The sequence below is a fragment of the Micromonospora sp. RHAY321 genome, from assembly GCF_023896955.1.
Classification (GTDB): Bacteria; Actinomycetota; Actinomycetes; order Mycobacteriales; family Micromonosporaceae; genus Micromonospora.
Genome location: NZ_JAMHIW010000013.1, coordinates 29,233 through 42,678, shown reverse-complemented (window position 1 = coordinate 42,678; position 13,446 = coordinate 29,233). Strand labels below are relative to the sequence as shown.

Below are 13,446 nucleotides of genomic sequence, written 5' to 3'. Positions count from 1 at the left end.
GCTCAGCCCTTCCGGGCGTCGAGCGGCGGACCCTTCCCGCCGGTCAGGGCAGGGTGTCCAGGTGCGGCGCCACGGCGCGGGCGAAGCCGTTGCCGTTGCTGACGTCCCAGTTCACCGACCAGGTCATCGCGCCACGGATGCCGGGGTAGGTGCGCGGCGGCCGGAAGCTGCCGCAGTTGGTGCCTCTGGCCAGACAGTCCAGCGCGGCGTTGACCACGCTGGGCGCCACGATGCCGCCGCCGGCCGCGCCCGGCCCGGCTGGCAGACCGAGGCCCACCTGGTCGGGGCGGAGCCCGGCTTCCAGTTGGATGCAGGCCAGCGCGACGATGAAGTTCACCGTGCCCTGGGAGTACGCGGCGTTCTGGTCGCAGCCGAGCATCGCCCCGGAGTTGTAGAACTGGGTGTTGACGACGGTGAGGATGTCCTTGATGTCCAGGGCCAGCTTGAAGTAGCCGCCGGCCGGGGACTGCATGTCGATGGTCTGCGGCGCCATGGCGATGATCAGGCCGGCGCCGACCTTGGCCCGCAGCGCGCGCAGCGCCTGTGCCATGTACGTCGGGTTGAGCCCGTTCTCCAGGTCGATGTCGATCCCGTCGAAGCCGTAGCGGGCGATCAGCGCGGCGGCCGTGTCGGCGAAGGCGGTGGCCGAGGCGGCGTTGTTGACGGTGACCCGACCGGTCTCGCCGCCGACGGAGAGGATCACCCGCTGGCCCCGGCTGTGCAGGGTGCGCACGTCGGCGGTGAAGTCCGCGTCGGTGTAGCCGCCGAGCGAGGTGGCCAGCCCGGGGTCGATGCCGAAGGTGAGCGCGCCCGGCGTCGCGGTGGCCTCGGCGAAGGCGACCGCCACAAGGTCGTAGTCGGCGGGGACGTCGCGCAGTCGCAGTTCGACGGCGGGGTTGTCGGAGTTGTGCCAGTAGCCGGTGAGCAGGTGCTTCGGCAGGCCACCGGTGGGCGGGTCCGTCGGAGGCGGTGTGGTCGGGGGCGGCGTGGTGGGCGGTGGCGTGGTGGGTGGGGTGCCACTCCCGCAGGGCGCGCCGTTGAGCTGGCAGCCGGTGGGCGAGCCGGAGCCGGCGCCCAGGAAGCCGAAGGAGACCGACGCACCCGGGGCGATGCTGCCGTTCCAGGAGCGGTTGGTGAAGGTGTGCCGCTGACCGGCGGAGCTGAGCAGGGCGTCCCAGTAGCTGCCGAGGGTGGTGCCGGCCGGCAGGTCGAAGGTGAGGCTCCAACCGTTGACGGTCGAGGTGCCACCGTTGGTGATGGTGTACTTCCCCTCCCAGCCGGAGCCCCAGTCGGCGGTCCTGACGAAGCTGGCGGTGGCACCGGCGGCGAACGCGGGCAGCGCGACCCAGGCCGCGCCGAGCGTCGCGACGAGCGCGGTGACCAGGGACAGAACAAGCGGTCTGGCAGGTTTCATGCGACCCTCCACGCCCGGGCGGGCATCCATGGACGTCAACGTTGGCGCTAATTATTAAGACAGTTAACTGTTTATGTCCAGAGGCCGCCCGGATGAGCGGACCTCCCGTCGCGCGGGCGGCGCGACGGGAGGCCCGGAGAGCGTCCGCCTCAGCGGCGGAAGGTGAACCAGTTGACGTTGACGAAGTCGTTCGGCTGGCCACTGGTGAAGGTGAGATAGACGGTGTGCCGGCCCGTCACCCCGCCGGCGACGTTGCCCGGCACCGAGCGCCAGCTCTGCCAGCCGCCGGTGTTGCCGACGGCGAAGCTGCCGATGGGAGCCGCCGTCGGGCTGTCCAGCCGCACCTCGACCAGACCGCTCACCCCGCCCGCCGCGCCGGAGGCCACCCGGGCCACGAAGTCGCGAGGCCCGCTGGAGCCGAACTCGACGCCGTCGTAGCGCGCCCAGTCCCCGTTACGCAGCGCGGCGATGTTCTGCCCACCCTCGGAGCACGCCTCGACGGCCACCCCGTTCTGGGCGTTGAACGACTCGGCCTGGAGCTGCCCGTACGCATCCCTCGTCCCACCCGGCGGCGGGGTGGTCGGCGGCGGTGTGGTCCCGCCACCCCGGCGGTACACGGCCACGTAGTCGACCAGCATCGGTCGACCCGGGACAGTCGCCGCGGTCGGCGTGCCGCTGCCGGCCACCCCGTTCGGGAAGGCGCCGCCCATCGCGACGTTGAGCAGCAGGAAGTAGCCCGCGTGCGAGGTCATCTGCGACCAGGCGGACGCACCGACCTGAGTCTGCGTGACGGTGTGGTAGAGCTGCCCGTCGACGTACCAGCGCAGCTGCTGGGGGCTGATCGAGGCGTCCCACTCGAACCGGTAGGTGTGGAACGCCGACTGGCAGCTCGCGCCCGGGCAGGCCCGGGACGCGCCGAGGCCGTTCGACTCGTTGCACGGTCCGCCGGGGGCGACGCCGCAGTGCAGCACGCCCCAGACCGAGTTGATGCCGTTGACGTTCTCCATCACGTCGAACTCGCCGATGCCCGGCCAGTTCTGGTAGTTGCCCCGGTAGGGCGAGCCGAGCGCCCAGAATGCCGGCCAGTAGCCGGCCGCCGCGGCACCGGTGACGTTCGGCATCTGGATCCGACCCTCGATCGCCAGCACGCCGCCGGCCGGGGCCTTGAAGTCGCTGCGCACGGTCTCGATCCGGGCGGAGGTCCAGCCTCCCCCACCGTCGCGCAGCGGGGTGATCCGCAGGTTGCCGCCGCCGTCGTGGCTGACGTTGGCGGTGCTGGCGGTGTAGTTCTGGATCTCGCCGGTGCCCCAGTTGGCCGGGCCGCCCGGGTAGTTGTGCCCCGTGTCGATGATCCAGTTGGCGGCCGACGGCAGGGTGCCGGCCGCGCCGGTGAAGTCGTCGCTCCAGACCGTGCTCCAGCCTGCGGGGGGTGGCGGCACGGCGGCCTGCGCGGTCATGGTGACGCCGGCCAGGGCGGTGGTGGTGGCGACGAGCAGGACGGACGCCAGCAGACGGCGTCGGACGGGCGGGGCGGCGGTGGCCGCCGGGGGAGGTGACATGGACGTGCCTCTCTGCGGGGGACGGGTCGAGAGAGCGCTCTCTCAGAGTTGTACGTCCCGTCCACACAGTTGTCAACGTCGATCTATGTCGGCGGTCGCCGGGGTTGCCTGCGGTCGCCGGAGCACCGCCTGCTCCAGCACCGACCAGGCGGTCGTGGTCACCAGGTAGATCACCGCCGCGAGCGGCAGCACCAGCGCCACCAGCACGGTCGTGAACGGCAGCAGGGGCAGCAACCGGCCGAGCGTGGCCGCACCCGGCCCCTCGGTGGGCGTACCGGCCACCGTGCCGACCGCCGCCGACGCCCGGCGGGCGCGCCGCGACGACACCCAGGCCAGCACCAGCAGCACGGCCAGCAGGATGGCGAAGAGCGGACCGGCCGCCCCGCCCAGGCCGTCGCCGAGATGGTGGCCCAACGGCACGCCGGCCAACCGCTCCTCCAGCAGCCCGGTGCCGCCCTCGGTGGTGGTGAACAGCCGGTACAGCACCAGCAGGAACGGTGCCTGGAGCAGCAACGGCAGGCAGCCGGCGATCGGGTTGGCGCCGGCCGAGCGGTACAGGCCGAACACCTCACTCTGCAGCTTCGCCGGGTCGTCGGCGTACCGCCGCTGCAGGTCGCGGACCTGGGGGGCGAGCGCCGCGCGGCGCCGCTCCCCACGGACCTGCGCGACGGTGAGCGGCGAGATGAGCAACCGAACGGCGATGGTGAACAGCACGATGGCTGCGGCGGTCGCCGTGCCGCCGGCCAGCGGTTCGAGCAGATCGGTGAGCCAGGACAGCGCGGTGCCGGCGGCGCCGACCGTGCTGCTCAGTGGTGCGAAGGCAAGCATGAAAAACCCCTCGGTCCGATTCCGGTGGGGTCCTCATCGGGCGGCGTCCGCCCGGCGGAGGACCGGTGACGGCGGGATCGGCCGCGACAGCGGGCGCTACGCGGCCGAGGGGTGGCCGGGTGCGCGGGGGCGAGGCCGCCCGGCGGCGTCGGGGTCGACCTGCCGCGGCACGCGGCGACCACGGGAGCGTGCCCGCAGCCCGACCGAGCGCCGACCGGTGCCCGGTGCCGTCGGAAGGCGGACCACCCGGGCCGCGAGCAACGCGGCGATCAGGGCCAGGGCGGTCAGCGCGGCCCCGGCGAGCAGGTCGGCGGGGCGGTCCGCGAGAAGGGTGACCTGGGCGAACGCGTACATCGACGCGACCCCGAAGAACCCCAGCGGTACCGGCACCGGCTCAGCGTAGGACCCGGTGTCACGCCCGCGGGCCGGATCGCGGCCACTCCCTGTGGGCCGGGACGGGTGCGCCGGACGACACGCGGGAGAGACGCGCGGTGCACGGTCGACACGCCGGCCGACGCGCCGTCATCACGTTTCCCGGCATCGCCACGGTGGGTAACCAGACGCCCGACCGACGCGGACGGACCGCGAGCGGCAGGATCGGACGGTGGTGTCGATGACCGGCCAGGTGGCGGAGGCGCCCAGCGGAACGGCCGCGGGGACCGAGTTGCTCACCGTGGGTGTCGAGGAGGAGTTCCTGCTCGTCGACCCGCACACCGGAGCCGCGGTACCCGCCGTCGACCTCGTCCTGGAGCAGGTCCCGGCGGAGCTTCGTGGGCAGGTGGAGCGGGAGTTCCAGACCAGCCAGATCGAGATCGGCAGCCCGCCCGGCCTGGAGCTCTCCTCGATCCGACACTCCCTCGGCGTGCTGCGGAAGGCGCTCGCCGACGCCGCCGAGCGGGCCGGCGTACGGCTGCTGGCCATCGGCACCGGCCCGGTGGACGGCCCGGTGCCGCCCGTCGTGGACAAGCCCCGGTTCGACCGGATGATCGAACGGTTCCGGCTGCTCGTTCCCGGTCCCGGCAACAACGGCATGCACGTGCACGTGGGCGTCCCCGACCCGGAGACGGGTGTGCAGGTGCTCAACCACGTCCGGCCCTGGCTGCCGATGCTGCACGCGGTGACGACCAACTCCCCCTTCTCACGGGGCGAGGACACCGGCTACGCCAGTTGGCGTTCGGTGGAGTGGGAGCGGTGGCCGTCGGTCGCGCCCACGCCGTGGCTGGAGTCGCACGAGCACTACCAGCGGCTGATCCGCCAGTTGATCTCCAGTGGGGTGATGCTCGACGAGGGGATGCTCTACTGGTACGCCCGGCTGTCGGCGAAGTACCCGACGGTGGAGCTGCGGATCGGTGACGTCTGCCCGTCGGTCGACGACGCCGTGCTGGTCGCCGCGCTGGTCCGAGCCCTGGTGGCCACCGCCATGGCGGACGTCGAAGCCGACCGTCCGGCCCTGCAGACCGACCACCACCTGCTGGTCGGCGCACACTGGCGGGCCGCCCACGACGGCCTGGAGGGCGACGGCGTCGACGTCACCACCGGCGAGCTGCGCCCGGCCTGGGAGCTGCTGGACCGGTTCGTCGAACGGATGCGACCGGCGCTGGAACAGCACGGCGACTGGGCCGAGGTGACCGACCTGCTGGGTGGGCTGCGCCGGCACGGCACCGGCGCCGCCCGGCAACGCGCCGTGTACGCCCGCACGGGCCGCCTCATCGACGTGGTGCAGGACGTGGCACGACAGACCCGCGACTGATCATTGCGTGACAGGATGGTTCTGTGACGCAACGGCTGATCGTCATCGGCGGTGACGCCGCCGGAATGTCGGCGGCATCCCAGGCCCGACGCCGCCGTGGCCCCGACGACCTGGAGATCGTGGTCTTCGAGCGGGGGCACTTCACCTCCTACTCGGCGTGCGGCATCCCGTACTGGATCAGCGGCCTGGTCCCCGACCCCGAGCAGCTGATCGCCCGGGCCCCGGAGACGTTCCGCAGCGAACACGCCATCGACGTGCGGATACGCCACGAGGCGACCGCCATCGACCTGGATCGCCGGGAGGTCGTCGCCCGCGACCTGGAACGCGGCGGCGAGGTCCGCGAGAGCTTCGACGAGCTGATGTACGCCGCCGGCGCGGTGCCGGTGAAGCCCTCCTGGGCGGAGACGGACGCGGCCGGCGTGTTCGGCATGCAGACCCTCGACGACGGGTCGGCGCTGCGCGAGTGGCTCGACAGCGAGCCGCAGCCACGGCGGGCGGTGGTGGTCGGCGGCGGATACATCGGTGTCGAGCTGGCCGAGGCGCTGATTCAGCGCGGCCTCTCCGTCACCCTGGTCGAGCAGTCCGACCAGCCCATGTCCACGGTGGACGGCGACATGGCCGAGCTTGTCGCCGACGCGATGCGCGGCCTGGGCATCACGATCCGCACCGGCATGGCCGTGACCGGTCTGGAGGAGCGGGACGGGCGGGTGTCCGCGGTGGTCACCGCCGAGGGGCCGATCCCGACCGACCTCGTCGTCCTGGGCCTGGGCGTACGCCCCAACGTCGCGCTCGCCGAGGCCGCCGGGCTGCCGCTCGGGCCGACCGGCGCGATCCGCGTGGACCGCCGGATGCGGGTGCCCGGGCTGCCCGGGATCTGGGCAGCGGGCGACTGCGTGGAGACGCTGCACCGGGTCAGCGGGATGCCGGTGCACATACCGCTGGGCACGCACGCCAACAAGCAGGGCAGGGTGGCCGGGATCAACATCGGCGGCGGGTACGCCACCTTCCTGGGCGTGATCGGCACGGCGGTCACCAAGGTCTGTGACCTGGAGGTGGGTCGCACGGGCTTACGTGAGCGGGACGCCACCGCGGCCGGCTTCGAGTTCATCTCGGTGGTGGCCCAGTCGACCAGCCGCGCCGGCTACTACCCCGGTGCCCGGCCGATGACCGTCAAGCTGATCGCCGAACGACCCAGCGGGCGGCTGCTCGGCGCACAGATCGTCGGTTGGTCCGAGGCGGCCAAACGGATCGACACGCTGGCCGTGGCGCTGTGGAACGGCATGACGGTGGACGAGATGACGGGCCTCGACCTCGGCTACGCTCCGCCGTACGCACCGGTCTGGGACCCGGTGCTGATCGCCGCCCGAAAAGCGGTCGACGCGCTGGCTGCCGTCGGCCGCTGACCGCGCCCGCCGTGGAGGACCACCCGTGACCCAGACCCCGACCCGACCGGCGGTACGCCGGCGCCCGACGATGGTCGACGTGGCCCGGCTCGCCGGGGTCAGCCTCAAGACGGTCTCCCGCGTGGTCAACGACGAACCGGTCGGTCAGGAACTGGTCAGCCGGGTGCTCGCCGCCATCAGCGAGCTGGGCTTCCGGCGCAACGACATCGCCCGCAACCTGCGCTCCCGGCAGCTCAACGCCACCGTCGGTCTGCTCATCGAGGAGATCGCCAACCCGTTCTACGCCACCATCGCCAGCGTCGCCGCCGACATCGCCGCCGAGCACGGCACCATGCTGATCACCGCCTCCTCCGAGGAGGACCCGGAGCGGGAGCGGGCCCTGCTCCAGGACTTCACGCAGCGCCGGGTCGACGGGCTGCTGGTCGTGCCGGCCGGCCCGGACCACTCGTTCCTGCGCCGCGAGGTCGAGCTGGGCATGCCGGTGGTCTTCCTGGACCGGCCGCCGCAGGGGCTGCTGGCGGACGCCGTGCTGCTGGACAACCAGGGCGGCAGCCGCGCCGGGGTCGGCGCGCTCCTCGACGAGGGGCACCGCCGGGTGGGTGTCCTGCTCGGCGCGCCGACCGTGCCCACCATCCGCGAGCGGCTGGCCGGCGCCCGCGCGGCGCTGAGCGCCGCCGGGATCGAACCCGACGGCGCCCTGGTCCGCGACCGGCTCATCGCACCGGAGGAGGCCGGACGGGCGGTCGCCGAGCTGCTCGACCTGCCGGACCCGCCCACCGCCTTCTTCTGCGGCAACAACCGGCTCACCGTCGGTGCTCTCCAGGAGCTGCACCGGCGGGGCAGCGACGCCGCGCTGGTCGGCTTCGACGACTTCGAGCTGGCCCACCTGATGCCGCGACCGCTGACCGTCGTCGGTTACGACACCCGCGAGCTGGCCCGGGTGGCCACCGAGCGGCTGTTCCAACGGATCGCCGGTGACGACTCCCCACCGTCGACCACGGTGCTGCCCACCCGGCTGCTGCGTCGCGGCCTGACCCCGCCGACCGCCGGCTGAGCGTTCACCCGTGCCGGCCCGACCCTGAAGAAGGCCGGGCCGTCACGGTGCAACCGGCTGGTCGCCAGTGGGTTCAGCTCGCGGCGCCGAGCAGGGCCTCGACCTCGGCGCGGCGGGGCGGGTCCGCACCGCGACGGCCACAGGTCAACGCCGCCACCGTCGCCGCCTGCCGGAGCACCACGTCCCACTGCCCGGCGGTCACCGCGGCGAGCCGATCGGCCGGCCGGTCACCGAGCGCGTCGAGGTCGGCCAGGGCGGCCAGCAGGCCACCGGTGAACGCGTCACCGGCACCGACGGTGTCGACCACCGTGGTGGGCACCGCCGGCTGCTGGTGCGTCGAGCCGTCGGGGGCGAGCAGCCAGGCGCCGTCGCCGCCGCAGGTCACCACCGCGCAGCACACCCCGGACGCACGCCACGCGGCCATCACGTCGGCCACCGTGCGCTCCGGGTAGAGCCAGGCCAGGTCCTCGTCGCTGGCCTTGACCAGGTGCGCGAGGCTGATCTGCCGTTCCACGCGCGCCTGCTCCGCGGCCCGGTCGGAGACGATGCCGGGACGCAGGTTGAGGTCGATCGAGACGGTGAGCCCGTCCCGGCGGCGTTCGCGGCCGAGCAGGTCCTCCAGCACCTGCGCGCCGGGTGCCAGCGCGAGCGCCAGCGACCCGGTGTGCAGGGCGGTCGCCGGGGAACCGGCCAGGTCGGGCAGCTCCTGCGGCGTCCACTGCCAGTCCGCCGTGCCGACGAGGCGGAACTCGTAGCTGGCCCGTCCGCTGGCGTCGAGGGTGGCCACCGCCACCGACGTGGGCTGCTCGGCACGCACCGCCCAGCCGAGGTCCACCCGGTTGGCGGTCAGGTGGTCGGCGAGTTGCCCGCCGTACGCGTCGGCGCCGAGTCGGGCCAGCAGACGTACCGGCTGGTCGAGCCGGGCCAGGGTGACCGCCACGTTCGCCGGCGAGCCACCCGGCACCGCCCGCTGCCCGTCGGCGGTGACCACCAGGTCGATCAGGGCCTCGCCCGCCACCACGATCACGCGGGCACCGTCCCCGCGGCGAGCGGGCCGGGGCCGCCGAGCGCGCTGGCCGAGCGGGAGAGCAGCACCGCCTGGTAGGCGTGGTAGACGTCCGGCCGGCCGTGCCAGACCGTACCGGCGGGCACGTTCTGCGGGTCCAGCTCGTGCCGCCATCCGCTGTCGTCGACCAGGTAGCGGCGCGCGTACCCCCAGAACACCCGGTACCAGTCGGCGTAGACCGCGTCCCCGGTGCGCCGGTGCAGGGTGACCGCGGCCCCGATCGCCTCGGCCACCACCCAGTGCATCCGGGCGCGGACCACCGGACGGTCGTCCCAGTCGATCGTGTAGACGAAACCGTCAGCCCCGTCGACCGCCCACCCGCGCCGCACAGCGGCGGCGAACAGGGCACGGGCATCGGTGAGCAGCCAACGCGGCGGCTGCGGCAGCACCGCCTCCAGCTCCAGCAGCAGGCGGGCCCATTCCAGCCAGTGCCCGATCGTCGAGCCGTACGGCCGGAACGGGTCGGCGGGCCGGTCCCGGTTGTAGTCGGGCAGCGGCGACCAGTCGGCGGTGAAGTGCTCGGGCAGCCGCCAGTCGTGCCGGGCGCCCTCGCCGTCGACCAGGTGGGCGCCGATCCGCAGGGCCCGGTCGGTCCAGCTCGCGTCGCCGGTGGCGGCGGCCGCGGCGAGGAAAGCCTCGACCATGTGCATGCTGCTGTTGGCGCCCCGGTAGTCCTCGGTGACCGACCAGTCCCGGTTCCAGGATTCGCGGACCGCGCCGGCGTCGGCGTCCCAGAACCGGTCCCGCACCACGGCCAGCACGTCGGCGAGCAACTGGTCCGCGCCGGGCCGTCCGGCGCGCGCCGCGCCGGACGCGGCGAGCAGCACGAACGCGTGGTCGTAACCGGCCTTGCGCTCGTTGGTCGGTACGCCCTGCTGGTCCACGGCGCCGAACCAGCCGCCGTACCGCTCGTCGCGCAGCAGTGTGCTGAGCGCGGCGATCCCGTGGTCGACGAGGGCGGCGGCGTCCGGGTCACCGTTGCGGTGGGCGAGGGCCGCCACGTGGGTCATCCGGCAGGTGATCCAGGTGTGCAGCGGCTCGCTGCGGTCCGGGGTGAGGTCGTCGGTCAACCACCAGAAGCCGCCCTCGGGCCGGACCGCGCGGCGGGCCGTGTCGAGCAGGGTGCGGGTCTGGTCGGCGAGGAACTCGTCGAGGTCGGGCAGCTCGGGCGACCCGGCCGGAGCGGGGGTCGGTGCGGCGTCGGATCGGGGCACGTCGGTCATCTCAGCTGGTCACCGTCGGGTAGGAAAGGGACATACGGCCAGGATCGGTGGGCGGACCGGGTCCGCGCCGGGAAACCGCCAACGGGACGCCGCGAGCCGGCCGGCCACACGGCAGGAAGGATCATGGGCATTTCCTCCCATTTGCCCGTTGACATCGTTGTCTCGCGTCCACCCTGCTCTGGCTGCCGGCGGCTGTCAATTCCGCTTGCGTCACACCGGCACCGCGACGACCCGAGCCCGCAACGCACGACCGGATGCTCCAGGATGGCCGGATGGAGTTGCCCGAGGGTCTCGACTGGGTACGCGGCACGCCAGCCGGTCGGGACTGGCTGGCCGTACTCCCCGACCGCCTGGCGGAGTGCACCGAAAGGTGGTCGCTGCGACTCGGGCCACCGTTCGAGTACGCCTACGCCTCGCTGGCGCTGCCCGCCGGCCTGCCCGACGGCACGGCGGCCGTGCTGAAGCTCCAGTACCCGGACGGTGAGAGCCGGCACGAGGCCGACGCGCTGGCCCACTGGGACGGCGACGGCGCGATCCGGCTGCTGCACCACGACCCGCAACGGCGGGCGCTGCTGGTGGAGCGCTGCCGACCAGGCACCGCGCTGCACGAACTGCCCGCGGACCGGGCGCTGGACGTGCTGACCGGGCTGCTGCCCCGGCTGTGGCGGCCGGCCGGCGCGCCCTTCACCCCGCTGGCCGAGGAGACCGCCGGCTGGATCGACCGGATGCCCCGGGCCTGGGAGCGGGCCGGCCGGCCGTACGAGCGGCGACTGCTCGACGCCGCGCTCGCCCTGCTCGCCGAACTGGCGTCCAGCCAGGGCGAGCAGGTGCTGGTCAACCAGGACCTGCACGCCGGCAACGTGCTCGCCGCCGACCGGGAACCGTGGCTGGTGATCGACCCGAAGCCGCTGACCGGTGAGCGGGAGTTCTCGGTGGTGCCGCTGGTGCGCGGCCGGGAGCTGGGCCACTCGCCGGCCGCCGTCCGGCACCGGCTCGACCGGCTCAGCGCCGAGCTGGGGCTGGACCGGGAACGGGTCCGGGGCTGGACGATCGGCCAGACGCTGGCCTGGAGTTTCGACGGCGACGCCGTCCTCGCGCACCGCATCGAGGTGGTCCGCTGGCTGCTCGACGAGCACTGACCGACCGTCGCACATCGGGCCGATCAGCCGGCCTGGCAGGTACGACACCAGTAGAGGTTGCGGCCGGCCAGCTCGCCGCGGCTCACCTCGTCACCGCAGACGTGGCAGGGCGCGCCCGGGCGGCGGTAGACGTACACCTCGCCACCGTGCCGGTCCACCCGGGGCGGCCGGCCCATCGCCTCCGGCAGGTGCGCGTCGCGGACGGTGTCGATCCGGCCGCGCACCACCGCGAGCCGCATCAGCTCGACCAGGTCGGCCCAGAGCGTCTCCCACCCCGGCCGGGTCAGCCGCCGGCCGGGCATCGTCGGGGGCAACCCGGCCCGGAACAGCGCCTCGGTCACGAAGATCAAGCCGGTGCCGGCCACCACCGACTGGTCCAGCAGCAGCGCGGCCAGTGGCGTCGGGCTCCGCGAGATCCGGGCGTACGCCCGCTCCGGGTCGGCGTCGGCGCGCAACGGATCGGGTCCGAGGCGCTCGCGCAGCGCCACCACCTCCGGTGGGGTGAGCAGCTCACAGGCGGTCGGCCCGCGCAGGTCCAGCCAGTGCCGGTCGCTGGCGAGCCGCAGCCGCACCTGACCGACCGGCTCCGGTGGCTCCCCCGGCCCGTCGGTGAACTTCCCGTACAGCCCGAGGTGCACGTGCAGCGTCAGGTCGGTGGCGTAGTGGTGCAGCAGGTGCTTGCCGTACGCCTCGGTGCCCTCCAGCACCGTGCCGGAGAGCAGGGCGGCGCCCTCGGCGAAACGGCCCTGCGGGCTCGCGGCGTGCAGCTTGTCCCCGGCGAACAGCTCGGCGTGCCGGGCCGCCAGGCGATGGATGGTGTGTCCCTCTGGCACGGTTGCCAAGGATAGTCAGCGCCGGACGACCACACCGGATGCGGAGATCGGGAGGTGCCCGTACCCGGTACTGGTGTCAGGAAACGCCCAGCTGGGTATTTCGGGGTGGTACCGCGTGGATGCCACCCGTTCGATCGGCCACCACGCATTCATCAGGAGGTGTGTTGTGGTCAAGATTCCTTCGCTGTCCCGCCGGTCGGAGCCGGTGCCGACCCGGGACGAGAACATCGATGGCACGAACCGGTCCGACGACGGGGCCGTCGGGCGCCCGGTGGTCACCGACCGGGACGCCGAGCAGACGACGTACCGCAGCGGTGCCGGGACCGGCGACGAGGCCGAGCGGCGGGCCGCCGAGCGGGCCGCGGTGGCCCGCGCCGCCACGGCTCGGCCGGTGGAGGGGGACGCCCGGCGCGGCACCGACCCGGCGCCGACGGTGGAGCGCACCGTCGACCGGGACGCGGACCTCGACCGGGACCGTACGACCCGAGGGCCCGACCCGGAGGACCGGGTCGCGACCGACCGGCCGGTCGACCCGACCCCGGACCCGACCGAGCCGCCGGTGACGCGCGGCCCGAGGCCGCGGGCCAGCCTGCTCGCCACGTTCGGCCTGATCGTCGCCGTCGCCGGTGCGCTCTTCGTGCTGACCGGCACCCTGGCCGGGTACGGCATCGGGCTCGGCGCCCTCGGCGCGGTGCTCTCGGTGCTCGGCCTGTCGGCCACCCGCCGCCGGCACGTCGCCGGCAAGACCGACGCGCTGTTCGGTGTGCTGATCGGGCTGGCCGCCGTGGTGCTCGGGGTGCTGGCGATGACCGGTCAGTTCGACTGGCCGACCACCGACGGCGACTGGGTGCAGCGGTTCCGCGAGTGGCTTGACTCACAGTTTGTGGATCGGTTCTAGCGGGCACTGTTCCGCTCGCCGGTGGTGCACCGGCAAGGCCGGCGGTTCGCCGGCAGCCCGAACTCCCCGGTGGTTCACCGGCCGGGCGACACCCTTTCAGGGGCGGCGGTTCGCCGCCCCTGAAGTCTTTCCGGGGCCCGGTTCGCCGGGCCCCGACGCGTGAGCCTCCCGACCAGCGGCGGCCCGGCCACCGTGCATGCCTCCGGCAGGTGGCCCGGAACACGAATCCCGGCTCCCTCCACCCTCAGCGCAACGAATCGCAGCAGCAGACCGCTCAGA

Annotated in this window: 12 protein-coding genes; 5 read left to right on the top strand and 7 right to left on the bottom strand. The window is 73.6% G+C overall.

Features of this window, described 5'->3' with window-relative positions:
• Positions 1-43: 43 nt before the first annotated feature.
• The 4 genes from M8C17_RS23360 to M8C17_RS23345 form a co-directional block, all read right to left on the bottom strand.
• The gene (locus M8C17_RS23360) at positions 44-1,414 is read right to left on the bottom strand and encodes a chitinase (protein WP_252418696.1); all 1,371 of its coding nucleotides are present in this window, start codon (positions 1,412-1,414) and stop codon (positions 44-46) included.
• A gap of 149 nt (positions 1,415-1,563) precedes the next feature.
• Complete coding sequence (locus M8C17_RS23355; RefSeq protein WP_252418694.1) at positions 1,564-2,973, bottom strand: carbohydrate-binding protein; 1,410 nt, start codon at positions 2,971-2,973, stop codon at positions 1,564-1,566.
• A gap of 72 nt (positions 2,974-3,045) precedes the next feature.
• Complete coding sequence (locus tag M8C17_RS23350; protein ID WP_252418692.1) at positions 3,046-3,801, bottom strand: YidC/Oxa1 family membrane protein insertase; 756 nt, start codon at positions 3,799-3,801, stop codon at positions 3,046-3,048.
• Positions 3,802-3,897: 96 nt separating this feature from the next.
• Positions 3,898-4,191, bottom strand: a complete 294-nt coding sequence (locus tag M8C17_RS23345) for a DUF6412 domain-containing protein (RefSeq protein WP_252418691.1) — start codon at positions 4,189-4,191, stop codon at positions 3,898-3,900.
• 223 nt (positions 4,192-4,414) lie between these two features.
• Here M8C17_RS23345 and M8C17_RS23340 point away from each other — a divergent pair, with 223 nt between their 5' ends.
• From M8C17_RS23340 to M8C17_RS23330, 3 genes are all read left to right on the top strand, one after another.
• Positions 4,415-5,551, top strand: a complete 1,137-nt coding sequence (locus tag M8C17_RS23340; RefSeq protein ID WP_252418690.1) for a glutamate--cysteine ligase — start codon at positions 4,415-4,417, stop codon at positions 5,549-5,551.
• Between the two features lie 23 nt (positions 5,552-5,574).
• Entirely contained in the window at positions 5,575-6,954 is a 1,380-nt protein-coding gene (locus tag M8C17_RS23335; RefSeq protein ID WP_252418689.1) for an FAD-dependent oxidoreductase, read from the top strand.
• A 70-nt stretch (positions 6,955-7,024) separates the two neighbouring features.
• Complete coding sequence (locus M8C17_RS23330; protein ID WP_252418819.1) at positions 7,025-8,008, top strand: LacI family DNA-binding transcriptional regulator; 984 nt, start codon at positions 7,025-7,027, stop codon at positions 8,006-8,008.
• A 73-nt stretch (positions 8,009-8,081) separates the two neighbouring features.
• On the opposite strand, the gene M8C17_RS23325 is transcribed toward M8C17_RS23330, so the two are convergent.
• Together M8C17_RS23325 and M8C17_RS23320 are read right to left on the bottom strand one after the other, a co-directional pair.
• On the bottom strand, positions 8,082-9,035 hold the full coding sequence (locus M8C17_RS23325) for a PfkB family carbohydrate kinase (RefSeq protein WP_252418687.1): 954 nt from the start codon (positions 9,033-9,035) through the stop codon (positions 8,082-8,084).
• A complete protein-coding gene (locus M8C17_RS23320) occupies positions 9,032-10,297 on the bottom strand; it encodes an AGE family epimerase/isomerase (RefSeq protein WP_308209582.1) in 1,266 nt (421 codons plus the stop codon). Before M8C17_RS23320 ends, M8C17_RS23325 begins: the two co-directional genes overlap by 4 nt.
• A 272-nt stretch (positions 10,298-10,569) precedes the next feature.
• On the opposite strand from M8C17_RS23320, the gene M8C17_RS23315 reads away from it, so the two are divergent.
• Complete coding sequence (locus M8C17_RS23315; protein ID WP_252418686.1) at positions 10,570-11,436, top strand: aminoglycoside phosphotransferase family protein; 867 nt, start codon at positions 10,570-10,572, stop codon at positions 11,434-11,436.
• 23 nt (positions 11,437-11,459) lie between these two features.
• Here M8C17_RS23315 and M8C17_RS23310 read toward each other — a convergent pair whose 3' ends face one another.
• On the bottom strand, positions 11,460-12,269 hold the full coding sequence (locus M8C17_RS23310; RefSeq protein ID WP_252418685.1) for an Fpg/Nei family DNA glycosylase: 810 nt from the start codon (positions 12,267-12,269) through the stop codon (positions 11,460-11,462).
• A gap of 166 nt (positions 12,270-12,435) precedes the next feature.
• Between M8C17_RS23310 and M8C17_RS23305 the strand changes: the two genes are divergently transcribed.
• Positions 12,436-13,167: a DMT family transporter gene (locus M8C17_RS23305; protein WP_252418683.1), complete on the top strand. Its 732-nt coding sequence runs from the start codon at positions 12,436-12,438 to the stop codon at positions 13,165-13,167.
• Positions 13,168-13,446 lie beyond the last annotated feature (279 nt).

Excerpts from the sequence above, each read along its gene's own strand:
- M8C17_RS23360 (WP_252418696.1), bottom strand. The coding sequence starts at position 1,414 with ATGAAACCTGCCAGACCGCTTGTTCTGTCCCTGGTCACCGCGCTCGTC.
- M8C17_RS23355 (WP_252418694.1), bottom strand. The coding sequence starts at position 2,973 with ATGTCACCTCCCCCGGCGGCCACCGCCGCCCCGCCCGTCCGACGCCGT.
- M8C17_RS23350 (WP_252418692.1), bottom strand. The coding sequence starts at position 3,801 with ATGCTTGCCTTCGCACCACTGAGCAGCACGGTCGGCGCCGCCGGCACC.
- M8C17_RS23340 (WP_252418690.1), top strand. The coding sequence starts at position 4,415 with ATGACCGGCCAGGTGGCGGAGGCGCCCAGCGGAACGGCCGCGGGGACC.
- M8C17_RS23330 (WP_252418819.1), top strand. The coding sequence starts at position 7,025 with ATGGTCGACGTGGCCCGGCTCGCCGGGGTCAGCCTCAAGACGGTCTCC.
- M8C17_RS23320 (WP_308209582.1), bottom strand. The coding sequence starts at position 10,297 with ATGACCGACGTGCCCCGATCCGACGCCGCACCGACCCCCGCTCCGGCC.
- M8C17_RS23315 (WP_252418686.1), top strand. The coding sequence starts at position 10,570 with ATGGAGTTGCCCGAGGGTCTCGACTGGGTACGCGGCACGCCAGCCGGT.